This window comes from Rathayibacter sp. AY1F3 (assembly GCF_002931975.1).
Lineage (GTDB): Bacteria > Actinomycetota > Actinomycetes > Actinomycetales > Microbacteriaceae > Rathayibacter.
In genome coordinates this window covers 26,448-45,757 of record NZ_PSVF01000009.1, presented here as the reverse complement: position 1 = coordinate 45,757, position 19,310 = coordinate 26,448, and the positions used below count along the sequence as shown (strand labels likewise).

Sequence of the window (19,310 nt, the reverse complement as noted above, 5' to 3'; positions counted from 1 at the left end):
GGGAGGCGGGGATGCTGCTCCGCTCAGCCCAGCAGGAGGGACACCCCGATGAGCACGGGCACCGCGGCGACCGTGGTCACGAGGGCCGTGTCGCGGGCGACGGCGACGCCCCGGTCGTAGCGCGAGGCGAAGGTGAAGATGTTCTGCGCGGTCGGCAGCGCGGCGGTCACCGTCACCACGAAGAGGTGCTCGGAGTCGAGGTGGAACGCGAAGCGCCCGAGCAGCAGCGCGACCGCCGGCATCACCAGCGACTTGAGCACGGAGGCGACGACCACCTCGACCCGCGCCGGCCCCGCCTCCAGCGGCCGCTGCCCGCGCAGCGACATCCCGAAGGCGATCAGCACCAGCGGGATCGACGCGTTGCCGATGATCGAGAACGGCTGCAGCACGGGCGCGGGGAGCTCCACGCCGGTGAGGGCGACGACGAGGCCGAGGGCGGAGGCGATGATCATCGGGTTCCGCAGCGGCTGCATGAGGATCGCGCCGACCGAGGTCCGCCCGCTCGTCGAGACGTCGAGCAGCGTCAGGATCGTCGGCGCGAGGACGATCAGCTGCAGGAGGAGCGTCGGCGCCACCCACTGCGGATCGCCCAGCACGTAGATGGCGACCGGCAGTCCGATGTTGTTGGCGTTGACGTAGGAGGAGGCCGCGGTCCCGATCACCGTCTCCGGCAGTGGGCGGGGGAAGAGCAGCCGCGAGGCCAGCACGTAGAGCAGGGCGACGGTCAGCACCGTCAGGAGCGAGACGAGCAGGAACGAGGAGAAGAGGACGGAGACGTCGGCCCGCGACAGCACGGTGAACAGCAGCGCCGGCGTCGTGACGAAGAAGGCGATCCGCGACAGGATCAGCCGGCTCTCGGGCGGGACGATCCGGAACCGCGCGATCAGGTAGCCGACCGCGATGACGACCCCGATGATCGAGAAGCCGGTGAGCACGCCCTCCACGCCGCCGCCTCCCCGCCGCGGCCCGTCCGCTGTCGCGCCTCCACCCTAGGCAGTGGCCGGGGCGTTGCAGCGCCGGCGCGACGCGCCTACGGTGTGCGGCATGCCGCATCTCGAGGTCCCCGGCGCGAGCCTCCACTGGGAGGCGGACGGCCACGCCTCCGCGCCCGCCCTGCTGCTCGTGCACGCGGGCATCGCCGACCTGCGGATGTGGGACCCGCTCGTCCCCGACCTCTCCCGCGACCGGCTGGTGGTCCGCTACGACGTCCGCGGCGCGGGCGGAACGAGCACGGAGGACGTGGAGTACGACCCGCGCCGGGACGCCCTGGACGTGCTCGACCACCTCGGCGTCGAGCGCGCGGTGGTCGTCGGCTGCTCGCGGGGCGGAACGCTCGCGCTCGACCTGGCGCTCGAGCATCCGGAGCGGGTGACCGGCCTGGTCGTGATCGCCCCGGGCCTGGCGGGCTTCGACTACCCCGCGCTGACGGCGGAGGAGGAGCGCCGCTTCGGGGAGGTCGAGGCGCTGGAGCTCGCGGGCGAGCGGGAGGCCGCGGCGATCGTCGAGGCGGAGCTCTGGGCCGTGGGTCCCGACCGCTCCGCGGACGACGTCGCTCCGGAGTTCCTCGCGCGGGTCCGGGAGCTCGCGCTCACGGGCGTCGGCCACGAGGCGGAGGCCCCCCGCCCGATCGAGCCCTCCGGGCCGGCGGGCGAGCGGCTCGGGGAGATCGCCGTGCCGACCCTCGTCGTGGCGGGCGCGCACGACCTCTCGGAGTCGCTGCCGGTCTGCGAGCACCTCGCCGCCGAGGTGAGCGGTGCCGAGCTGCACGTGCTCGAGGACGCGGCGCACCTGCCCGGCCTCGAGCACCCGGAGGAGTTCCTCGCGGTGCTGCGGCCGTGGCTGGAGCGCCACGGGATCTGATCAGGCCACGGCGGCCAGGTCGAACGCCCAGTCCACGTAGAGCTCCGGCGGCTCGCCCTGCTCGACGAGGTCGATCCGGTCGAAGCCGGCCTCGACGCAGGTCGCGCCGGCGTCCAGGTCGCTCTCCGCCACGAAGGCGTGCACGAAGCGGGGCACGGGGAACGCCGCCGCCTCCTCGAGCAGCATCCGCACGGAGTCCGCTGTGATGCCGCGGGCGTGCGGAGCGATGCTCCACGCCGCCTCGTAGGCGACGACGCCGCGCGAGCAGCCGTACCAATAGCCGATGGAGCCGACGGAGAGTCCGTCCAGCTCGACCACGTAGAAGAACGCGTCGCCGTCCGCCCAACCGCGCAGGTAGCGGTCGTGGCGCACGAGGATCTCGCTCTCGCTCTCGAGTCCGCCGCCCGCGTGCGCGAGGGTGTCGCGCAGGACGGAGGCGTCCGCCTGCGGCCAGGGGAGCAGGCGGAGGTTCTCGGGGTGGTGGTCGATGCTGGCTGTTCTCTGGTCGCTTCCGGGTTCGGGTCCCGTCACGCGCTCCGATCCTCTCTCTCAGGATGGCTCGCCGATCGAGCGCGCCGCCAGGGTGTTCGGCGCGCCTGTCCGATCGGATGTCTCCGCACTCGGGATGCGGACACGGTGTCGCCCCATCTTCGACCCGATGAGGGGAGGGAAACGGAAGCGGTGAGGAATCTAGCCCCGGACGGGGGGTGGCACCTGCACAACACCTGGGCAACCGCTGACCGCGGGGCCTCCGAGGAGCGGCGGAGACGTGCGCCCGCCCCCGCTAGATCGCCGCTTCGCTCCGTCGAGACGCAAGAAAAGCGCGCGCACGAGCCCATACGCTCGGAGTCGGAGCGCGTTCCGCTCCTGCAGCCCCGTATCACCAGCGTGAGGAGGATCACCATGTCGCAAGCCGTGCAGAGCACCGTCGTCGGAGAACCCGAGGTCGTCGAGGACCGCGTGGAGGACTCCGCCGCCTGGCTCGACCTGAAGGCGGCCGCCGCCGCGCTGCAGCCGCTCCAGTCACACGACGGCTCGCTCGCCGAGCCCGAGCGGCTCGAGGAGGCGCGCACCCTCGTCGAGCGGATCGTCGCCGGCGTCCGCACCCTCGCCCCCGCGTTCCCGCACGACGCCGCGTACCTCGACGCGCTGGTCGTCGACCTCGAGCGCTGGAGCGCCGGCGGCCTCGGCCTGCCCGACTTCCTCGACTCGCTCACCGCGTTCCAGCCGCAGCTCGAGCGCGTCGACGGCCGCCGCCACCTCGTCGTCTTCCCCATGTACACCCAGAACGGCAGCCGCGACCGCCACGTCGAGGCCGTCCTCGTCGAGGTCGTCTGGCCGCGGTTCGTCGCCGAGCTGGAGGCGGGGGACTACTCCAACGCCCTCTTCGTGCCCGTGCGCTTCGTCGACTTCACCGCCGGCTACGACACCGACAGCGCCGTGCTGTTCCCCGAGACGGTCGCGATGCGCTCCGTCCCGTCCTTCACCTGGGGCGCGATCTTCGCCGACCGCGAGGCGGCCCGGTTCCGCCGCGTCGTCACGGAGGCGGCCCGGATCACCCGTCTCGAGCTCCCGGAGGACGCGCAGCGCCTGCTGGCCGATCAGCGCCTGGCGGAGGAGTCCTTCGTGATGTGGGACCTCATCCACGACCGCACCCACATGCGCGGCGACCTGCCGTTCGACCCGTTCATGATCAAGCAGCGGATGCCCTTCTTCCTCTACTCGCTGGAGGAGCTGCGGTGCGACCTCACCGCCTTCCGCGAGGCCGTCGCCATCGAGCGCCGCCTCGGCGCGCTGGACCGCCGCGACGACGAGGAGGAGGCGCTGGCCGAGCGCTCGCGCTTCGTGCAGTACGCGATCCTGTTCGACCGGCTCTTCCGCTTCCCGCTCACCGGGTCGCGGGTGCGCAACTACGACGGCCTCGGCGGCCAGCTGCTCTTCGCCTGGCTGCACCAGCACGGCGTCCTGCACTGGACCGACACCCGGCTGGCGTTCGAGTGGGACGGCGTCGCCGACGTGGTCGTCGCCCTCTCGGACGCGATAGACGAGCTCTACTGGCGCTCGATCGACCGGCCGAAGACGGCGCACTGGCTGGCCGCGCACGAGCTGATCGCGGCCACTCTCACTCCGCACCCCGCCTCCGCCTGGGCCCGCGGGCTCCCGGACGAGGTGCTGCTCGGCGCCCCGCGCGGGCTCACCGACGCGGTGCTGGACGACGAGTTCCCGCTGTCGATGTTCTACGAGGCCCTCGGGAAGAAGATGGGCGACGTCATCGCCTCGACCCGGGGCATCACCGGCCGGGACTGACGTCGCGCCCGGGAGGCGGCGGGGTGCGCTCCTCCGCCTCCCGGGGCCCCGTCCGACCGGCGTCGGTTAGCGTGGGGCGCATGCCCTCAGGTGACGGAGCCGCGGACCCGCTCGACGCGGGCTGGATCCGGCGAGCGCCGAGCCGGGCCGGATACGTGCGCGACGCGGTCACCGCGGGGATCCTGCTGGTGGCGACGATCGTCTCCGTCGCGCTGTACTCCTCGGCGGGCTTCCCGGACGCGGCGCACCCCGTCGTCAGCGCCCACTGGGCCGTCCTGATGACCCTTCCCCTCGCGCTGCGCCGCCGGTTCCCCGCGAGCGTGGCGGCCGGGCTCTCCGTCGTCTACGCGCTCGGGATCGTGCTCCAGGTGCCGGAGTCGCTCTTCGGCCAGATCTGCCTGTTCCTCGCGCTCTACACGGTCGGCGCGTGGGGCCGGAACCGGCGCACGGCGCTCGTCGTCCGAGTGGCGATCGCGGTCGGGATGCTGGGCTGGCTGCTCACCACCCTCGCCACGGGCGAGTACTTCGGCAGCTCCGTGCCGGTCGACGACTCCCCCGGCCTGCTCTCGCCCTACGCGGCGGAGTCGGCCCTCGCGGTCGTGTCGAACCTGCTCTACTTCGGCAGCGCCTACGTCTTCGGCGAGGCGTCGTGGCAGTCGGCCCGCCGGCTGGAGGCGCTCGAGACGCGCACGGCAGAGCTCGACGACGAGCGGGAGCGCTCCTCCCGGCAGGCCGTGTCCTCCGAGCGGCTGCGGATCGCGCGCGAGCTGCACGACGTGGTCGCGCACCACGTCAGCGTGATGGGCGTGCAGGCGGGAGCGGCGCGGCGGGTGCTGGCGCGGGATCCGGAGCGGGCGGCGGCATCGCTCAGCGCCATCGAGGGCGACGCGCGCTCGGCGATCGAGGAGCTGCACCGCATCCTGGTCGCGCTGCGCGCCGAGGACGCGGTCCCGAATCCGCTCACCGACGCCGCGTCCACCCGCGGGGTGGCCCAGCTCGAGGAGCTGGTCGCGGCGTCCAGCGGGTCGGGCCTGCCCACCGTCTTCCTCACCCTCGGCACGCCCCGCGAGATCCCCGCGACGGTGGGGCTCAGCCTCTACCGCATCGCGCAGGAGTCGCTCACGAACGTCCGCAAGCACGCGGGGCGCGGCGCGCACGCCGAGGTGCGCCTCCGCTACGCCCCCGACGCGGTCGAGCTCGAGATCGCCGACGACGGCGGGTCCGGCCCGCACCCGAGCGCTCCCGCCTCCTGCGGACTGGGGCACACCGGCATGAGCGAGCGCGCGGCCGCGGTCGGCGGCTGGATCGAGATGGGGCCGAGGGGCGGAGGGTACCTCGTGCACGCCCGGGTGCCGCTGTCCCCCGTCCGGGCGAGCGTGCCGGACGCCGACGACCCGGTACCGTCGTCGGAGACGTCGCGGGGGCGTCAGGAGCGAGCGAGCGGGGGCCGCCCATGACCGAGCACGTGCGCGTGCTGCTCGTCGACGACCAGGAGCTCGTCCGCGTGGGCTTCCGCATCATCCTCGAGTCGGAGCCGGGGATCGAGGTGGTCGGCGAGGCCCGCACGGGGCTCGAGGCCCTGCAGCGCGCCTCCGAGCTGCGCCCCGACGTGATCTGCATGGACGTGCAGATGCCCGGCCTCGACGGCCTGGCCGCGACCCGCGAGATCGTGGCCGACCCGCGCCTGTGCTCGCGGGTGCTCATCCTCACCACATTCGACCGCGACGACTACCTCTTCGAGGCGCTCTCGGCCGGCGCCAGCGGGTTCCTGCTCAAGAACGCGTCGCCGGAGGAGCTGGTCGAGGCCGTGCAGGTGGTCGCCCGCGGCGACGCGATGCTCGCCCCCGACGTCACCCGGCGCGTGATCGAGCGGTTCGCGTCCGTGCCCGAGCACACGCCGGCCGCGGCCGAGCACTCCGGAGTGGCCGACCTGACGGAACGCGAGCGGGAGGTGCTCGTGCACCTGGCGCGGGGCTGGTCGAACGCCGAGATCGCGGCCGAGCTGTTCGTGGGCGAGGCGACCGTGAAGACGCACGTCTCGAAGATCCTGATGAAGCTCGGCGTGCGCGACCGGATCCAGGCGGTCGTGTTCGCCTACGAGCACGGGATCGCGGTGCCGGGGCGCCCCTGAGCGGTGGGCCGGGGCGGTCAGCGCCGGGGCTGGCTCGAAGCCGGGCGCGGCGGGGTGCGGCGGACGAACTCCATCCGGATCTCCGGCACGATCTTCCGGTCGAGCACGACCGTCATGTAGCGGCCGTCGACGCGGGCGCCGATCGCGACCACGTCCGGATCGGTGTCCACGCGGTAGCCGCGCAGCGCCTCCCCGTCCACGATCACCGGGACGCCGCGCACGACGTCCTCGTCGCGGAGGGCGGCGGCGACCACCGGCATCCCGCCGCGGCGGCTGCGCACGCGGCCCGGGAAGGTGTTGCGGAGCACGTCGCCCATGTGAGCCGCGAGGCGGGACTCCAGGGGCCGGCTGCGCTCGGCGGGGATCGGCACGGAAGTGCGGACCGCCTCCCAGAGCACCGGGTACCGCATCCGCGTCACCTGGTCGACCATCCACGGCGGCAGGTGGTCGTTCTCGGCGCGCTCGATCGCGCGCTTCTGCTCGGGGGTCAGCGGGACGTGGTTGACGGGGTCGGCGCGGTTGCGCGGGTTCTTGTAGAACGAGTACGAGAGCGAGATCTCGACGAAGCGGCCGAGCGCCATCGTCTGCGCCGCGGCGAACTCCTCCAGCCTCGGCTGGGGCGCGAACGCGAGGACGGGATCGCCGAAGCGAGCCGCGATCTCGTCCACCCCGGGAGGGGCGGGCATGTCGCGGACAGCTCCCGTCGTGTCCATGCGCATACGTCAAGAGTGGCCTGCCTCCCAGCCGATACCAACTTCTTGACGGAGATCGGCTTTCGGGTCGTCGTCCGTTCACCTGCCCGAAACATGCGGGAGGCAGGAGGGGTGTCTCGGCGGGCGCCTCCCGGGCTCCTCCGGCCGGCGGGCTGCGAAGATGGAGGGATGAGCGCTCTGCACGATCCCGACGTCCGCGGCTTCGCCTCCGACAACTACTCCGGAGTGCACGACGAGGTCCTCGCCGCGATCGCCGCGGCCAACGGAGCGCACCAGATCGCCTACGGCGAGGACGTCTACACCGAGCGCCTGCAGGAGGCGTTCCGCCGCGAGTTCGGCGAGCAGGCCCAGGCCTTCCCCGTCTTCAACGGCACGGGCGCCAACGTCACCGGCCTGCAGTCGATGCTGCCCCGGTGGGGCGCCGTCGTCTCGGCGGGCACCGCCCACATCACCTCCGACGAGGGCGGAGCACCCGAGAAGGTCGGCGGGATCAAGATCCTCACGGTCCCCACGCCCGACGGCAAGCTGACCCCGGCGCTGGTCGACCAGGAGGCGTGGGGCTTCGGCGACGAGCACCGCGCCCAGCCGCTCGTGGTCTCGATCACCCAGTCCTCCGAGCTCGGCACCGTCTACACCCCCGAGGAGGTGCGCGCGCTCGCCGACCACGCGCACGGCCTCGGCATGCGGCTGCACATGGACGGGGCGCGCATCGCGAACGCCGCGGCCGCCCTCGGCCTGCCCCTGGTCTCCTTCACGACCGACGCGGGCGTCGACGTGCTCTCGTTCGGCGGCACCAAGAACGGCATCCTGCTCGGCGAGGCGATCGTCGTGCTCGACCCCGCGGCCTCGACCGGGCTGACCTTCCTCCGCAAGACCAACATGCAGCTCTCCTCCAAGATGCGCTTCATCTCGGCGCAGCTGCTCGCCCTGCTCGGCGACGGCGGCGAGGAGGAGCCCCTGTGGCTCCGCTCGGCCCGGCACGCGAACGCCATGGCGGCGCGCCTGCGCTCGGGGCTCGAGGAGGCGATCGCCGCCGGCCGGATCGCCGGGCTCGAGTTCACGCAGCAGACCCAGGCCAACGCGGTGTTCGCGACGCTGCCGCCCGGAGTCGCGGACCGGCTCCGCACCGCCTACCGCTTCTACGACTGGAACCCGGCGACCGGCGAGGTCCGCTGGGTCTGCTCCTTCGACACGACGGAGGACGACATCGACGCGTTCACGGCCGCGATCGAGCGCGAGCTGGCCGCATGAGGGCCCGCCTCCCGCGCCTGGCGACGGTCGGCGCCGCGCTCGCCGTTCTCGTCGCGCTGACGGGCTGCACGACGGCCGAGCGCTCGGACGTCGCGGCCACCCCGTCGGCGTCCGAGACCGCCGCTCCGATTCCCTCCGCGACTCCGACGCCCTCGCCCACGGCCACGGCCTCGACCCGCCTGGGCTGCGACTCCCTCCTCCCCGCCACGCGGGCGGCCTCGGCGCTGGGGGTCTCCCGCAGCGCTCTCGAGGGCAGCCGCGAGGTGACGACGCGCTCCTCGGGCGAGCTGATCCGCGAGGCCGCGGAGGAGAACGGCGGAGTGCTCCGCTGCGCCTGGTACGACGAGGACGCCTCGATCACCGCGGCGGCGGTCGACGACGCCGCTGAGGCGTTCGCCGGCCGTCCGGGCCCGCGCCTCGAGACCGGCGTCGAGGCCTACGGCTCCTGCACCGACGGCAGCTGCGACCTGGACCTGCTCGCCGGCGCCACCTGGGTGACGCTGCAGCTGCGCGGCGCCCCGGCCGCGGTCGACCTCGCCGCGCTGGCGACCGGCACCGCCTCCGCCGCGCTCGGCAGCCTCGACGAGCCGGTCACCGCGACGGCGCCCGTCTGCACCGAGGTCCTGACGGCCGAGCAGCTGTCCGGTGCCGCCGGTCTCGCGCAGGCGACCGCGGGGACGGGGACCGGGACGCCGACCACCGCGTCGGCCGCTGCCGCCGCCCGGGCCGGGTACGCCTCCTGCAGCTGGAGCGACGCCTCCAGCGCCGCCTACTCGGGCGTGACGGTCGACGCGCTCCCGAACGGCGACGACGGCTGGCGGAACCTCTCGCTGACCTCGGGCCTGGCGATCCCGCTCGAGCCGCTCGACGGCTTCGGCGAGAAGGCCCTCACCGGCTGCGCGGCGGGCGTCTGCGAGATCGACGCACTGGCCGACGACGTGTGGTGGCGCGTGACCGTCACCGGCGACGCGGCGAAGGCCGAGGCCGTCGCCCGCGCCGTGCTCGCGAACGCCTGACCCGGGCACCCCGCTCCTCCTTCGCGAGCGGGTCAGCGCCAGTACTCGTACCAGGACGACTCGCGGCAGCCGAGGGACGCGTAGAGGCGGCGGGCGCCGGCGTTCTCGGCGAGCACCTGGAGCCAGAAGCGCGCGACGCCCCGGCCGGACGCGTCCTCGAGGAGGGCGCGGATCACGGCGGAGGCGAGCCCGCGGCGCCGGGCGTCCGGCCGGGTCGCCAGGGCGAAGAGGCCGCCCCAGAGCTCGCCGTCCGGCGCCGTGACGAGCGCGAGGCGGCCGGTCGCGGCCGGGCCGTCGCCGTCGACGGCGAGAGCGTAGGAGGAGGGGCAGCCCGCGAGGATGCGCTCGGCGACCGCACGCTCCTCCGCTCCCCCGCGACCGTCCACCGACCACCAGAGGGCGAGCCAGTCCTCGTCGGGAGCCGGGGCGAGCCGGACACGAGGCTGCGGCGCGGATCCCGACGGCGCGGACCCCGACGTCGAGGGCAGGGCGGCGAGCGCCTCCTGCACCGATCCCGTCAGCACGAGCGTCCGGTCGATCGGCGCGGCGCCCCGCTCGGCGAGCAACCCGGTCAGACCGGCAGGGCTCGGCGGTCCGATCTGCACGAGGGGCGCGATCCCGTGCTCGCGGGCGAACGCCTCCGCCGCGTCGAGGGCCGCCCCCTGGTCGACGACGTCGCCGGACGCGAGCACCGAGTTCGCGCGCTTCGTGACCCCCGAGGAGGCGCGCAGCTCCCATGGGCCGAGGGGGCGCCGCACGAGCGCGGGCCAGGCGTCGGCGGCGAGGCGGTCGAGCAGGCGCGGATCCATCGGGCCACGGTAGCGGGAGCGGCGCCGGAGCCCCGCGGACGCCCCCGGAGACGGCTCCGGCCCGCAGGATCCGCCGCGGACGAGCCGAGCGGGATCCTGCGGGCCGGAGGCCGTGGAGGGACGAGCCCTACATGTTGATCATGTGCCCCTTGAGGCCGTGGAAGCCCTCCTGCAGCGCCTCCGACAGCGTCGGGTGGGTGTGCACGTTGCGGGCCAGCTCGGTCGCGGTGAGGTCCCACTTCTGGGCGAGCGTGAGCTCGGGGAGCAGCTCCGAGACGTCGGGGCCGATCATGTGGGCGCCGAGGAGTTCGCCGTACTTCTTGCTCGCGATGAGCTTCACGAAGCCGGTGGGCTCGCCGAGGCCGTGGGCCTTGCCGTTCGCCATGAAGGGGAAGGTCGAGACGGTGATCTCGTGTCCCTCGTCCGTCGCCTGCTTCTCGGTGAGGCCGAAGGAGGCGATCTGCGGCTGGCAGAACGTCGCGCGCGGCATCATCCGGTAGTCGCCCAGGGTCTGGGTCTCGGCACCGGCGAGGGTCTCGGCGGCGACGACGCCCTGCGCCTCCGCGACGTGCGCGAGCTGGAGCTTCGCGGTGACGTCGCCGATGGCGTAGATGTGCGGCACGTTGGTGCGCATGTGGTCGTCGATCGCGATCGCGCCGCGCTCGGTGAGCTCGACACCCGTCTTCTCGAGGCCGAAGCCCTCGGTGCGGGGGACCCAGCCGATGGACATGAGCACCTTGTCGACCTCGAGGGTCGACTGCGTGCCGTCCTTCGCGGTGTAGGTGACCGTGACGTAGCCGTCCTTGTCCACGACCGACTCGACCTTGGTCGAGGTCAGGATCTCGACGCCGAGCTTCTTGTACTGCTTCTGGATCTCCTTGGAGACGTCCGGGTCCTCGTTGGGGAGGGCGCGGTCCATGAACTCGATGATCGTCACGTCGACGCCGTAGTTCTTGAGGACGTAGGCGAACTCCATGCCGATCGCGCCCGCGCCCACGATGGCCATCGTGTCGGGGAGCTCGCGGGTCATGATCTGGGTCTCGTAGGTGACGACGTTCTCGGAGAGCTCGACGCCGGGGAGGAGGCGGACGCTCGCGCCGGTCGCGATGATCGCGTCGTCGAAGGTCAGCGACTCCGTGCCGCCCTTGCTCAGCTGCACGTCGAGGCCCTGCGGGCCGGTGAAGGAGCCGACGCCGTCGAACTCGGCGATCTTGTTCTTCTTCATCAGGAAGTGGACGCCCTTGGTGCGGCCGTCCGCGACCGAGCGGCTGCGGTCGAACGCCGCGCCGAAGTCGAACGAGACGTCGCCCGAGATGCCGAACTGCTTCGCCTGGGTGTGGAAGAGGTGGGCGAGCTCCGCGTTGCGCAGCAGCGCCTTGGACGGGATGCAGCCGACGTTGAGGCAGACACCGCCCCAGTACTGCTTCTCGACGACGGCGACGGACTTGCCGAGCTGGGCGGCGCGGATCGCGGCCACGTATCCGCCGGGGCCTGCCCCCAGGACGACGACGTCGAAGTGCTGGGCCATGGATGATCCTCCAGAGTCGTGGATGGTGGTGCGCGGGGTGACCACGCCGTCTCCCACCGTACCGTTCCGGGGCTCGGAGGCGGCCCGCTCCTCCGTGGGCGAACGCGCGCGCGGGCGCCTGCCGTGCGCGCGCGGGAATGCCCGCGGGGCGGGCACGGTTGGGCTCCACGGGCGACGGAGCCCCTCCCCCAGTCCCCCGCACGGAAGAAGCCCCGCGATGTCCGCCACCGCCTCCCGCACCGCCAGCACCAGCGCCCCGATCCTCGACGTCCTCGCGGAGCGCTGGAGCCCCCGCTCCTACGACGCGACCGCGACCGTCTCCGACGAGACCCTCGCGTCCCTCCTCGAGGCCGCGCGCTGGTCCCCGTCCGCCAGCAACTCGCAGCCGTGGCGCTTCATCGTCGCCCGCCGCGGAACCGACGAGTTCGACCGCATCGTCGCGACGCTCGCCGGCTTCAACGGCGCCTGGGCCGGCTCCGCCGCCGTCCTGGTCGTCGCGCTCGCCGAGACCGTCGACTCCGAGGGGAAGCCGCGCCCCTGGGCCGTCTACGACCTCGGCCAGTCGATCGCCCACCTCAGCGTGCAGGCGCACCACGAGGGACTGCACGTGCACCAGATGGCCGGCTTCGACAAGGACGCCGTCCGCGCCGCGTTCGGCGTCGACGAGCGCTTCGACCCGGTGACGATCGCCGCGGTGGGAGTCGCGGCCGACGCCGACGCGCTGGCGAACGAGACCCTCCGCGAGCGCGAGACCGCGCCGCGCACCCGCCTGCCCCTCGAGGAGCTCGTGCTCGTCCAGGCGTAACCCTCCCGCGGAAGGCCTCCTCCGTCCGCGGACCGGGGAGGCCTTCCGCGTCCCACCCCTGTGTTACTCCCCGTGTCGGTCCCCGCTGTGCCGCCGGGAGCCTCTCCGTACGATCGGACGATCCGCCCGTCCGTCCCGCTGCCCGGAGAGACATGCCCGCCACCCCCGCCGCCCGCACGAGCCTGGCCTTCGACGCCGAGCTCGGCCAGTCGGCGTTCCCCGTGCGCTTCGAGGGGGTCGGCCGCACCTTCGCGCCCGGGGCCCCCGTGCTGACGGATGTGACGCTCGAGGCCGCCGCGGGCGAGGTCATCGCGATCCTCGGCCCGAGCGGCTGCGGCAAGTCCACGCTGCTGCGCATCGCGGCGGGCCTGGACACCGCCTCCGAGGGGTCCGTCCTCATCGACGGCGCCCCCGTCTCCGGCATCGACCCGCGCTGCGCGGTGGCGTTCCAGGAGCCGCGGCTGCTGCCCTGGCGGAGCATCGCCGACAACGTCGCGCTCGGACTGCCGCGCGGCACCCCGCGCACGGCCGCCCGCGCCGCCGTCGACGAGCTGCTCTCGCTGGTCGGCCTCACCGCGCACGCCCGCTCGCGGCCCCGCGAGGTGTCCGGGGGGATGGCCCAGCGCGCCTCCCTCGCCCGCGCCCTCGCCCGGAACCCCGGCGTGCTCCTCCTGGACGAGCCCTTCGGGGCGCTCGACGCGCTGACCCGCCTGCGGATGCAGGACCTGCTGCTCGACGTGCACGCGGCGGCTCCGGCGACGATCCTGCTCGTCACCCACGACGTCGACGAGGCCCTCCAGCTGGCCGACCGCATCGTGCTCCTCGGGCGCGACGAGCCCGGAGGCGTCTCGCGCATCCAGCGGATCGTCACCGTCCCCGGCGCGCGGCCCCGCGACCGCGGCTCGGCGGAGCTCGCCGAGCACCGGGCCGAGCTCCTCGCGGGGCTGGGCATCGAGCGGCACTGACCCCGGGCGGATCGACCCGCGTCCCTCCACCCGGGCGGCACGGTCCGGGCGGCACGACCTCCCTCCCCAGCCGCCTCCTCCTCCCGCTCTCCACCGCACGAGCACCTCCCCGCACCGCCCCTCCCCTGCAGCGTCCACACTCGCTGTCACCGCATCCCCGAAGCCGAGGCCCCCATGTCGTTCACCAGCTCCCCGCTCACCCGCCGCACCGCTCTCGCCGGTCTGCTCACCGCCGCCGCCGTCCCGCTCCTCGCGGGCTGCGTGCAGGGCGAGGGCGGAGGAGGAGCGGCGGCCGCGACCGCCGACGCCGCCTCCGGAGGAACTCAGGGCGGCACGCTCACGCTCGACTTCGCGACGTACAACCCGCTGAGCCTGGTCATCAAGGAGAAGGGCTGGCTCGAGGCCGCCCTCGCCGAGCAGCAGGTCACCGTCGCCTGGGTGCAGTCGGCCGGCTCCAACAAGGCCAACGAGGCCCTGCGCGCCGGAGCGATCGACGTCGGCTCCACCGCCGGCTCGGCCGCACTGCTCGCCCGCTCGAACGGCTCGCCGATCAGGACGATCGACATCTTCTCGCAGCCGGAGTGGTCGGCCCTCGTCGTCCCCGCCGGCTCGGCGATCACGTCGGTCGAGCAGCTCAAGGGCAAGCAGATCGCGGCCACCAAGGGCACCGACCCCTACTTCTTCCTGGTGCAGGCGCTCGAGGCCGCCGGGCTGGGCATCGGCGACGTGACGGTGCAGAACCTGCAGCACGCCGACGGCTGGGCGGCGCTGCAGAACGGCTCCGTCGACGCCTGGGCGGGCCTGGACCCGATCATGGCCGGCGCCGAGGCGGCCGGGGCGACCCTGCTCTACCGCAACGTCGACTTCAACTCCTACGGTCTGCTCAACGCGACCGAGAGCTTCCTCGCCGAGAAGCCGGACCTCGCGCAGACCGTCGTGAACGCGTACGAGCACGCCCGCGCCTGGGCACTCGAGAACCAGGACGAGACGGCGAGCATCCTCGCCTCCGTCGCCGGCCTCGACGTGGCGGTGGCGACGACGGTCATCACCGAGCGCAGCAACCTCGACGTCGACAACGTCCCCGGCTCCGCGCAGACCGACGTGCTCGCCGTGATCGGCCCGATCTTCGTCGAGAACGGCGACGTCGCCTCGCAGCAGCAGGTCGACGACGCGCTCGACTCGCTGCTCGACGACACCTACGCCTCGGCGGCCGACCCGAGCGCCATCGGCGCCTGAGGGTCCGGCCCTCCGCCCCCGAACCCGTGATCCGAGGAGACCGACGATGACGATCCGCGACGACGACACCGCGACCGACGCCGATGTGCTGCGGCGGAGCGCGCTGTCCGCGCCGATGCCGGGTGAGCCCGGACTCGTGACGGCGGGCCCATCGGTCGCGGCCTCCCAGCGCCGCCTCCGCGAGGACCGCACCCACCCGCTCACATCGCGACGGTGGTTCGTCGTCGCGGGAGGCGCGGTCCTGCCCGTGCTGCTGCTCGCCGCCTGGCAGATCGCGACGACGACCGGGATGGTCTCGGTGGCGGTCTTCCCCTCGCCCGCGATGGTCTGGGCGGCCGGCGTCGACCTCGCCCAGCGCGGCGACCTCGGCCAGGACGTCGCCATCTCGACGCAGCGCGTGCTCATCGGGTTCGCGCTCGGCTCGGCGCTCGGGCTCGTGGTCGGCGCGCTCTTCGGGCTCTCCCGCGTCTGGGAGGTCGTCCTCGGACCGACCCTCGGCGCGATCCGGGCGGTCCCGTCGCTGGCCTGGGTCCCGCTGCTGCTGCTCTGGATGGGCATCGGCGAGGAGTCGAAGATCACGCTGATCACGATCGGCGCGTTCTTCCCGGTCTTCACCACGGTGGCCACGGCGCTCGGCCACGTCGACCGGCACCTCGTCGAGGCGGGCCGCGCTTTCGGCCTCTCGGGCGTCCGGCTCTTCACGACGGTGCAGCTGCCCGCGGTGATCCCGTCCGTGATCTCCGGGCTGCGCCTCGCGCTCGCCCAGTCGTGGCTGTTCCTGGTCGCCTCCGAGCTCATCGCCTCCTCGATGGGCCTCGGCTTCCGCCTCATCGACAGCCAGAACAACGGCCGGATCGACCGGGTGTTCCTGGCGATCGTCCTGCTGGCCGTGCTGGGCAAGCTCACCGATGCCGTCGTCGGCGTGTTCCAGCGCTACGCCGTGAGGAAGTGGGCGTGAGCGCCGGGGAGGGAGCTCCGAGCGTGAGCGGGACGATCGCCAACCTGCTCGACGAGCACCGCCGGTTCCCCCCGCCCGCGGCCTTCGCCGCGCAGGCGAACGCGGGCGCGGAGGAGTACTCGCGAGCCGCCGCCGATCCGGTCGCGTTCTGGGAGGAGGCAGCCCGCCGCCTCGAGTGGGCGGAGCCGTGGCACACCGCCCACAGCTGGGAGCCTGCCGCTCCGCTGCCCGACGGCTCGCTCTCGGTGCCGCGCACGACCTGGTTCGAGGGTGGACGGCTGAACGTGGCCGTCAACTGCGTCGACCGCCACGTGGACGCGGGACGCGGCGGGAAGACCGCCCTCCACTTCGAGGGCGAGCGCGGCGACCGGCGGTCGATCACCTACGCCGAGCTCCAGCGCGAGGTCTCCCGCGCCGCGAACGCGCTGACCGCGCTCGGGATCGGGAAGGGCGACCGCGTCGTCGTCTATCTCCCGGTGATCCCCGAGACCATCGTCATCACGCTCGCGATCGCGCGGATCGGCGCGATCCACTCGCTCGTCTTCGGCGGCTTCTCCGCCGAGGCGGTGCGGTTCCGCGTGGAGGACACCGGCGCGAAGCTCCTGGTCACCACGGACGGGCAGTTCCGGCGCGGAGCGGCGGTGCCGGTCAAGGCGAGCGCCGACCGGGCGGTCGAGGGCGTCGCGTCGATCGAGCACGTCCTCGTCGTCCGCCGCACCGGTGAGACCGACGTCCCGTGGACCCCGGGCCGCGACGTCTGGTGGCACGAGCTGGTCGATGCGCAGAGCGACGTCCACGAGGCCGAGGCCTTCGACTCCGAGACGCCGCTGTTCATCATCTACACCTCCGGCACGACCGGGAAGCCCAAGGGGCTGGTGCACACCAGCGGCGGCTACCTCACGCAGGCCTCCTGGACGCACTGGGCCGTGTTCGACGCGAAGCCGGACGACGTGCACTGGTGCACCGCCGACCTCGCCTGGGTCACCGCGCACACCTACGAGATCTACGGACCGCTCTCGAACGGGCTCACCCAGGTGATCTACGAGGGCACCCCGAGCACCCCGCACACGGCCCGGCACTTCGAGATCATCGAGCGGTACGGGGTGACCGTCTACTACACGGCGCCGACGCTGATCCGGACGCTGATGACCTGGTTCCCCGAGGGCGTGCCCGACCGGTACGACCTGTCGAGCCTGCGCCTGCTCGGCACCGTCGGCGAGTCCATCAACCCCGAGGCCTGGGTCTGGTTCCACGAGGCGATCGGCGGCGGGCGCTGCCCGATCGTCGACACCTGGTGGCAGTCCGAGACCGGCGCTGCGGTGATGTGCCCGCTGCCGGGCGTCTCGACCCTCAAGCCGGGCTCGTCGCTCGGAGCACTGCCCGGGCTCGGCGTACTCGTGGTGGACGAGCACGGCGAGCGGGTGCCGAACGGCTCCGGCGGGTACCTCGTGGTCGACCGGACAGGGCCGGCGCTCGCCCGCACCGTGTGGGGCGACCCGGAGCGGTACCGCGACTCCTACTGGGCCCGCTACGCGTCCCAGGGGTGGTTCTTCTCCGGGGACGGCGCGAAGTACGACGCCGACGGCGACGTCTGGGTGCTCGGCCGCGTCGACGACGTCATCAACGTCTCCGGGCACCGCCTGTCCACGATCGAGATCGAGTCGGCCCTCGTCGCCCATCCGGCCGTCGGCGAGGCCGGAGTCGTCGGAGTCGCCGACGCGACGACCGGCCAGGCGATCGCGGCGTTCGTCATCCCCTCCGACGAGGCCGTCGACCGCGCCGAGGAGGACCCCGCCTACTGGGCCGCGCTCGGCGCGACGCTCTCGGCGCTCCTGCGCGACCACGTGGCGGTCGCGATCGGGCCGATCGCCAAGCCGCGCGACGTGGTGGTGGTGCCGGATCTGCCCAAGACCCGCTCCGGCAAGATCATGCGGCGGCTGCTCGGCGACATCCGCGACGGCCGCCCGCTCGGAGACGTGACGAGCCTGCAGGACGACACCGTCCCGGCGCGCATCGCCCGCATCGTCGCCGAGCGCGGGTAGGCGCCGCGCCAGTCGGACGCGGCGGGCGGACCCTGTTTCGGGGAGGCGTCGGGAGCCTGCGCGTCCGCGGCGAGGAGGGGCCGCCGGGGAACATCCGGAGTAGCGTGAAGCCGTGCGCGACGTCCAACAGCAGATCATCTCCGAGCTCCACGTCTCCCCCGCCGTCGATCCGGCCGTCGAAGTCGAACGGCGCAGCGGCTTCCTCGCCGACTACCTCCGCAGCACCGGCGCGAAGGGCCTCGTCCTCGGCATCAGCGGCGGCCAGGACTCGAGCCTCGCCGGGCGCCTCTGCCAGCTCGCGGTCGAGCAGGTCCGCGCGAGCGGCGGCGACGCCTCCTTCATCGCGGTCCGCCTGCCGTACAAGGTGCAGGCCGACGAGGAGGACGCCCAGCTCGCCCTCACGTTCATCCGCCCGGACCGCCAGGTCGTCTTCGACATCCACCAGGGCGTCGACGGCGTGGCCGCAGCATTCGGCGACGCGGTCGACGAGCCGATCAGCGACTTCGTGAAGGGCAACGTGAAGGCGCGGATGCGGATGATCGCGCAGTACGCGATCGCCGGCCAGGCCGGGATGCTCGTCGTCGGGACCGACCACGCGGCCGAGGCGGTCACCGGCTTCTTCACGAAGTACGGCGACGGCGGCGCCGACGTCCTCCCGCTCACCGGTCTCACCAAGCGGCAGGGGCGCTCGCTCCTCGAGCACCTGGACGCACCGGCCCGGCTCTACGAGAAGGCGCCGACGGCGGACCTGCTCGACGACAACCCCGGCCAGACCGACGAGACGAACCTCGGGCTCACCTACGCCGACCTCGACACGTACCTCGAGGGCGGCGAGGTCGACCGGGCCGTCGCCGAGGCCATCGAGGCGCGGTACGCCGCGACCGAGCACAAGCGCCAGGTGCCGCTGTCGATGTTCGACGACTGGTGGCGCTGAGCCGCTGCTGACCGCTTCCAGCGGCCGGCAGCTCAGGACCGCACGGGGCCCCGCTGAGGCGGGGCTCCCCTGCGTCCTGCGCGGAACCGCCGCGCGGTCCGGACCCGCCGCGGTATCAGGAGTCGGCGCGGGCGTTGTAGACGAGCACCTCGCCGGAGTCGACGGAGGCGCGGTAGGCGCGGAACACGTCGAGGGCCTCGTCGCGGAGCACGCCGTCGACGACCTCGATCCCGCGGGCCTCGAACTGGGCGGCCCAGTCCTCGCGCATCGGCCCCTCGTCGAAGGTGCTGATCTCCTCGAGCTCGGGGCCGGAGCCCGCGACGACCAGGCGGCGCACCCCCGACCACATCGTCGCTCCGTAGCACTGCACGCACGGGCGCCAGTTGACGACCAGGTCGTGCGCGGGGAGGCCCTCGCCGCCGAGGTCCCAGGTGCCGAGCGCGGTCTGCGCGAGACCGAGCGCCGTCACCTCGGCGTGGCCGGACGAGACCCCGCTGCCGAGGACGACGTTCACTCCGACCGAGACGAGACGACCGGAGTCGCGCTCGACGACGATCGCCGCGAACGGGCCGCCGTTCCCCTCGCGGAAGTTGCGGTCGGCGAGCGCGTGCACGAGGGCCATCCGGTCCTCGAGGCTCGGGAGGACCTCGGGGACGTCGCGGAGGGCGTCACCGATCCAGGCGGGCAGGGCGATCTCGTAGCGGGTGGCGAGGCGGTCGATGTCCATGGGTCCTCCGGGAGACGGGGCGGGGCGG

At 73.4% G+C, this 19,310-nt stretch carries 18 protein-coding genes; 12 read left to right on the top strand and 6 right to left on the bottom strand.

The window, feature by feature from the left end; all coding sequences use genetic code 11:
• Positions 1–23 precede the first annotated feature (23 nt).
• On the bottom strand, positions 24–944 hold the full coding sequence (locus C5C39_RS07410; RefSeq protein ID WP_104353042.1) for an AEC family transporter: 921 nt from the start codon (positions 942–944) through the stop codon (positions 24–26).
• Between the two features lie 100 nt (positions 945–1,044).
• Here C5C39_RS07410 and C5C39_RS07405 point away from each other — a divergent pair, with 100 nt between their 5' ends.
• On the top strand, positions 1,045–1,860 hold the full coding sequence (locus C5C39_RS07405; RefSeq protein WP_104353041.1) for an alpha/beta fold hydrolase: 816 nt from the start codon (positions 1,045–1,047) through the stop codon (positions 1,858–1,860).
• Here C5C39_RS07405 and C5C39_RS07400 read toward each other — a convergent pair whose 3' ends face one another.
• Complete coding sequence (locus tag C5C39_RS07400; RefSeq protein ID WP_104260956.1) at positions 1,861–2,391, bottom strand: hypothetical protein; 531 nt, start codon at positions 2,389–2,391, stop codon at positions 1,861–1,863.
• A gap of 372 nt (positions 2,392–2,763) precedes the next feature.
• Here C5C39_RS07400 and C5C39_RS07395 point away from each other — a divergent pair, with 372 nt between their 5' ends.
• The 3 genes from C5C39_RS07395 (at position 2,764) to C5C39_RS07385 (ending at position 6,298) form a co-directional block, all read left to right on the top strand.
• Positions 2,764–4,167: a DUF6421 family protein gene (locus tag C5C39_RS07395; RefSeq protein WP_104353040.1), complete on the top strand. Its 1,404-nt coding sequence runs from the start codon at positions 2,764–2,766 to the stop codon at positions 4,165–4,167.
• An 80-nt stretch (positions 4,168–4,247) separates the two neighbouring features.
• Positions 4,248–5,624 carry a sensor histidine kinase gene (locus C5C39_RS07390; RefSeq protein WP_104260958.1) on the top strand — a complete coding sequence of 459 codons (1,377 nt, stop codon included), beginning with the start codon at positions 4,248–4,250 and terminating at the stop codon, positions 5,622–5,624.
• Positions 5,621–6,298, top strand: coding sequence for a response regulator transcription factor (locus tag C5C39_RS07385; RefSeq protein ID WP_104348982.1), 678 nt, complete (start codon positions 5,621–5,623; stop codon positions 6,296–6,298). The genes C5C39_RS07390 and C5C39_RS07385 overlap by 4 nt, the downstream gene beginning before the upstream one ends.
• 17 nt (positions 6,299–6,315) lie before the next feature.
• On the opposite strand, the gene C5C39_RS07380 is transcribed toward C5C39_RS07385, so the two are convergent.
• Positions 6,316–7,011, bottom strand: coding sequence for a hypothetical protein (locus C5C39_RS07380; RefSeq protein ID WP_104239200.1), 696 nt, complete (start codon positions 7,009–7,011; stop codon positions 6,316–6,318).
• Between the two features lie 168 nt (positions 7,012–7,179).
• Here C5C39_RS07380 and C5C39_RS07375 point away from each other — a divergent pair, with 168 nt between their 5' ends.
• Complete coding sequence (locus C5C39_RS07375) at positions 7,180–8,262, top strand: low specificity L-threonine aldolase (protein WP_104353039.1); 1,083 nt, start codon at positions 7,180–7,182, stop codon at positions 8,260–8,262.
• Positions 8,259–9,278 carry a hypothetical protein gene (locus C5C39_RS07370; RefSeq protein WP_104353038.1) on the top strand — a complete coding sequence of 340 codons (1,020 nt, stop codon included), beginning with the start codon at positions 8,259–8,261 and terminating at the stop codon, positions 9,276–9,278. Before C5C39_RS07375 ends, C5C39_RS07370 begins: the two co-directional genes overlap by 4 nt.
• Positions 9,279–9,310: 32 nt before the next feature.
• On the opposite strand, the gene C5C39_RS07365 is transcribed toward C5C39_RS07370, so the two are convergent.
• Positions 9,311–10,087, bottom strand: coding sequence for a GNAT family N-acetyltransferase (locus C5C39_RS07365; protein WP_104353037.1), 777 nt, complete (start codon positions 10,085–10,087; stop codon positions 9,311–9,313).
• A 127-nt stretch (positions 10,088–10,214) separates the two neighbouring features.
• Complete coding sequence (gene lpdA, locus C5C39_RS07360) at positions 10,215–11,615, bottom strand: dihydrolipoyl dehydrogenase (RefSeq protein ID WP_104222818.1); 1,401 nt, start codon at positions 11,613–11,615, stop codon at positions 10,215–10,217.
• A gap of 217 nt (positions 11,616–11,832) precedes the next feature.
• On the opposite strand from lpdA, the gene C5C39_RS07355 reads away from it, so the two are divergent.
• The 6 genes from C5C39_RS07355 (at position 11,833) to nadE (ending at position 18,555) form a co-directional block, all read left to right on the top strand.
• Positions 11,833–12,420, top strand: a complete 588-nt coding sequence (locus C5C39_RS07355) for a nitroreductase family protein (protein WP_104239204.1) — start codon at positions 11,833–11,835, stop codon at positions 12,418–12,420.
• 152 nt (positions 12,421–12,572) lie between these two features.
• A complete protein-coding gene (locus C5C39_RS07350; protein WP_104353036.1) occupies positions 12,573–13,385 on the top strand; it encodes an ABC transporter ATP-binding protein in 813 nt (270 codons plus the stop codon).
• A gap of 174 nt (positions 13,386–13,559) precedes the next feature.
• Positions 13,560–14,621, top strand: a complete 1,062-nt coding sequence (locus C5C39_RS07345; RefSeq protein ID WP_104250694.1) for an aliphatic sulfonate ABC transporter substrate-binding protein — start codon at positions 13,560–13,562, stop codon at positions 14,619–14,621.
• Positions 14,622–14,736: 115 nt separating this feature from the next.
• Positions 14,737–15,579: an ABC transporter permease gene (locus C5C39_RS07340; protein ID WP_104353073.1), complete on the top strand. Its 843-nt coding sequence runs from the start codon at positions 14,737–14,739 to the stop codon at positions 15,577–15,579.
• A gap of 23 nt (positions 15,580–15,602) precedes the next feature.
• Positions 15,603–17,621, top strand: a complete 2,019-nt coding sequence (acs, locus tag C5C39_RS07335; RefSeq protein WP_104353072.1) for an acetate--CoA ligase — start codon at positions 15,603–15,605, stop codon at positions 17,619–17,621.
• A 112-nt stretch (positions 17,622–17,733) separates the two neighbouring features.
• Entirely contained in the window at positions 17,734–18,555 is an 822-nt protein-coding gene (nadE, locus tag C5C39_RS07330) for an ammonia-dependent NAD(+) synthetase (protein ID WP_104222821.1), read from the top strand.
• A gap of 115 nt (positions 18,556–18,670) precedes the next feature.
• On the opposite strand, the gene C5C39_RS07325 is transcribed toward nadE, so the two are convergent.
• Complete coding sequence (locus C5C39_RS07325; RefSeq protein ID WP_181027247.1) at positions 18,671–19,282, bottom strand: nucleoside deaminase; 612 nt, start codon at positions 19,280–19,282, stop codon at positions 18,671–18,673.
• Between the last annotated feature and the right edge of the window lie 28 nt (positions 19,283–19,310).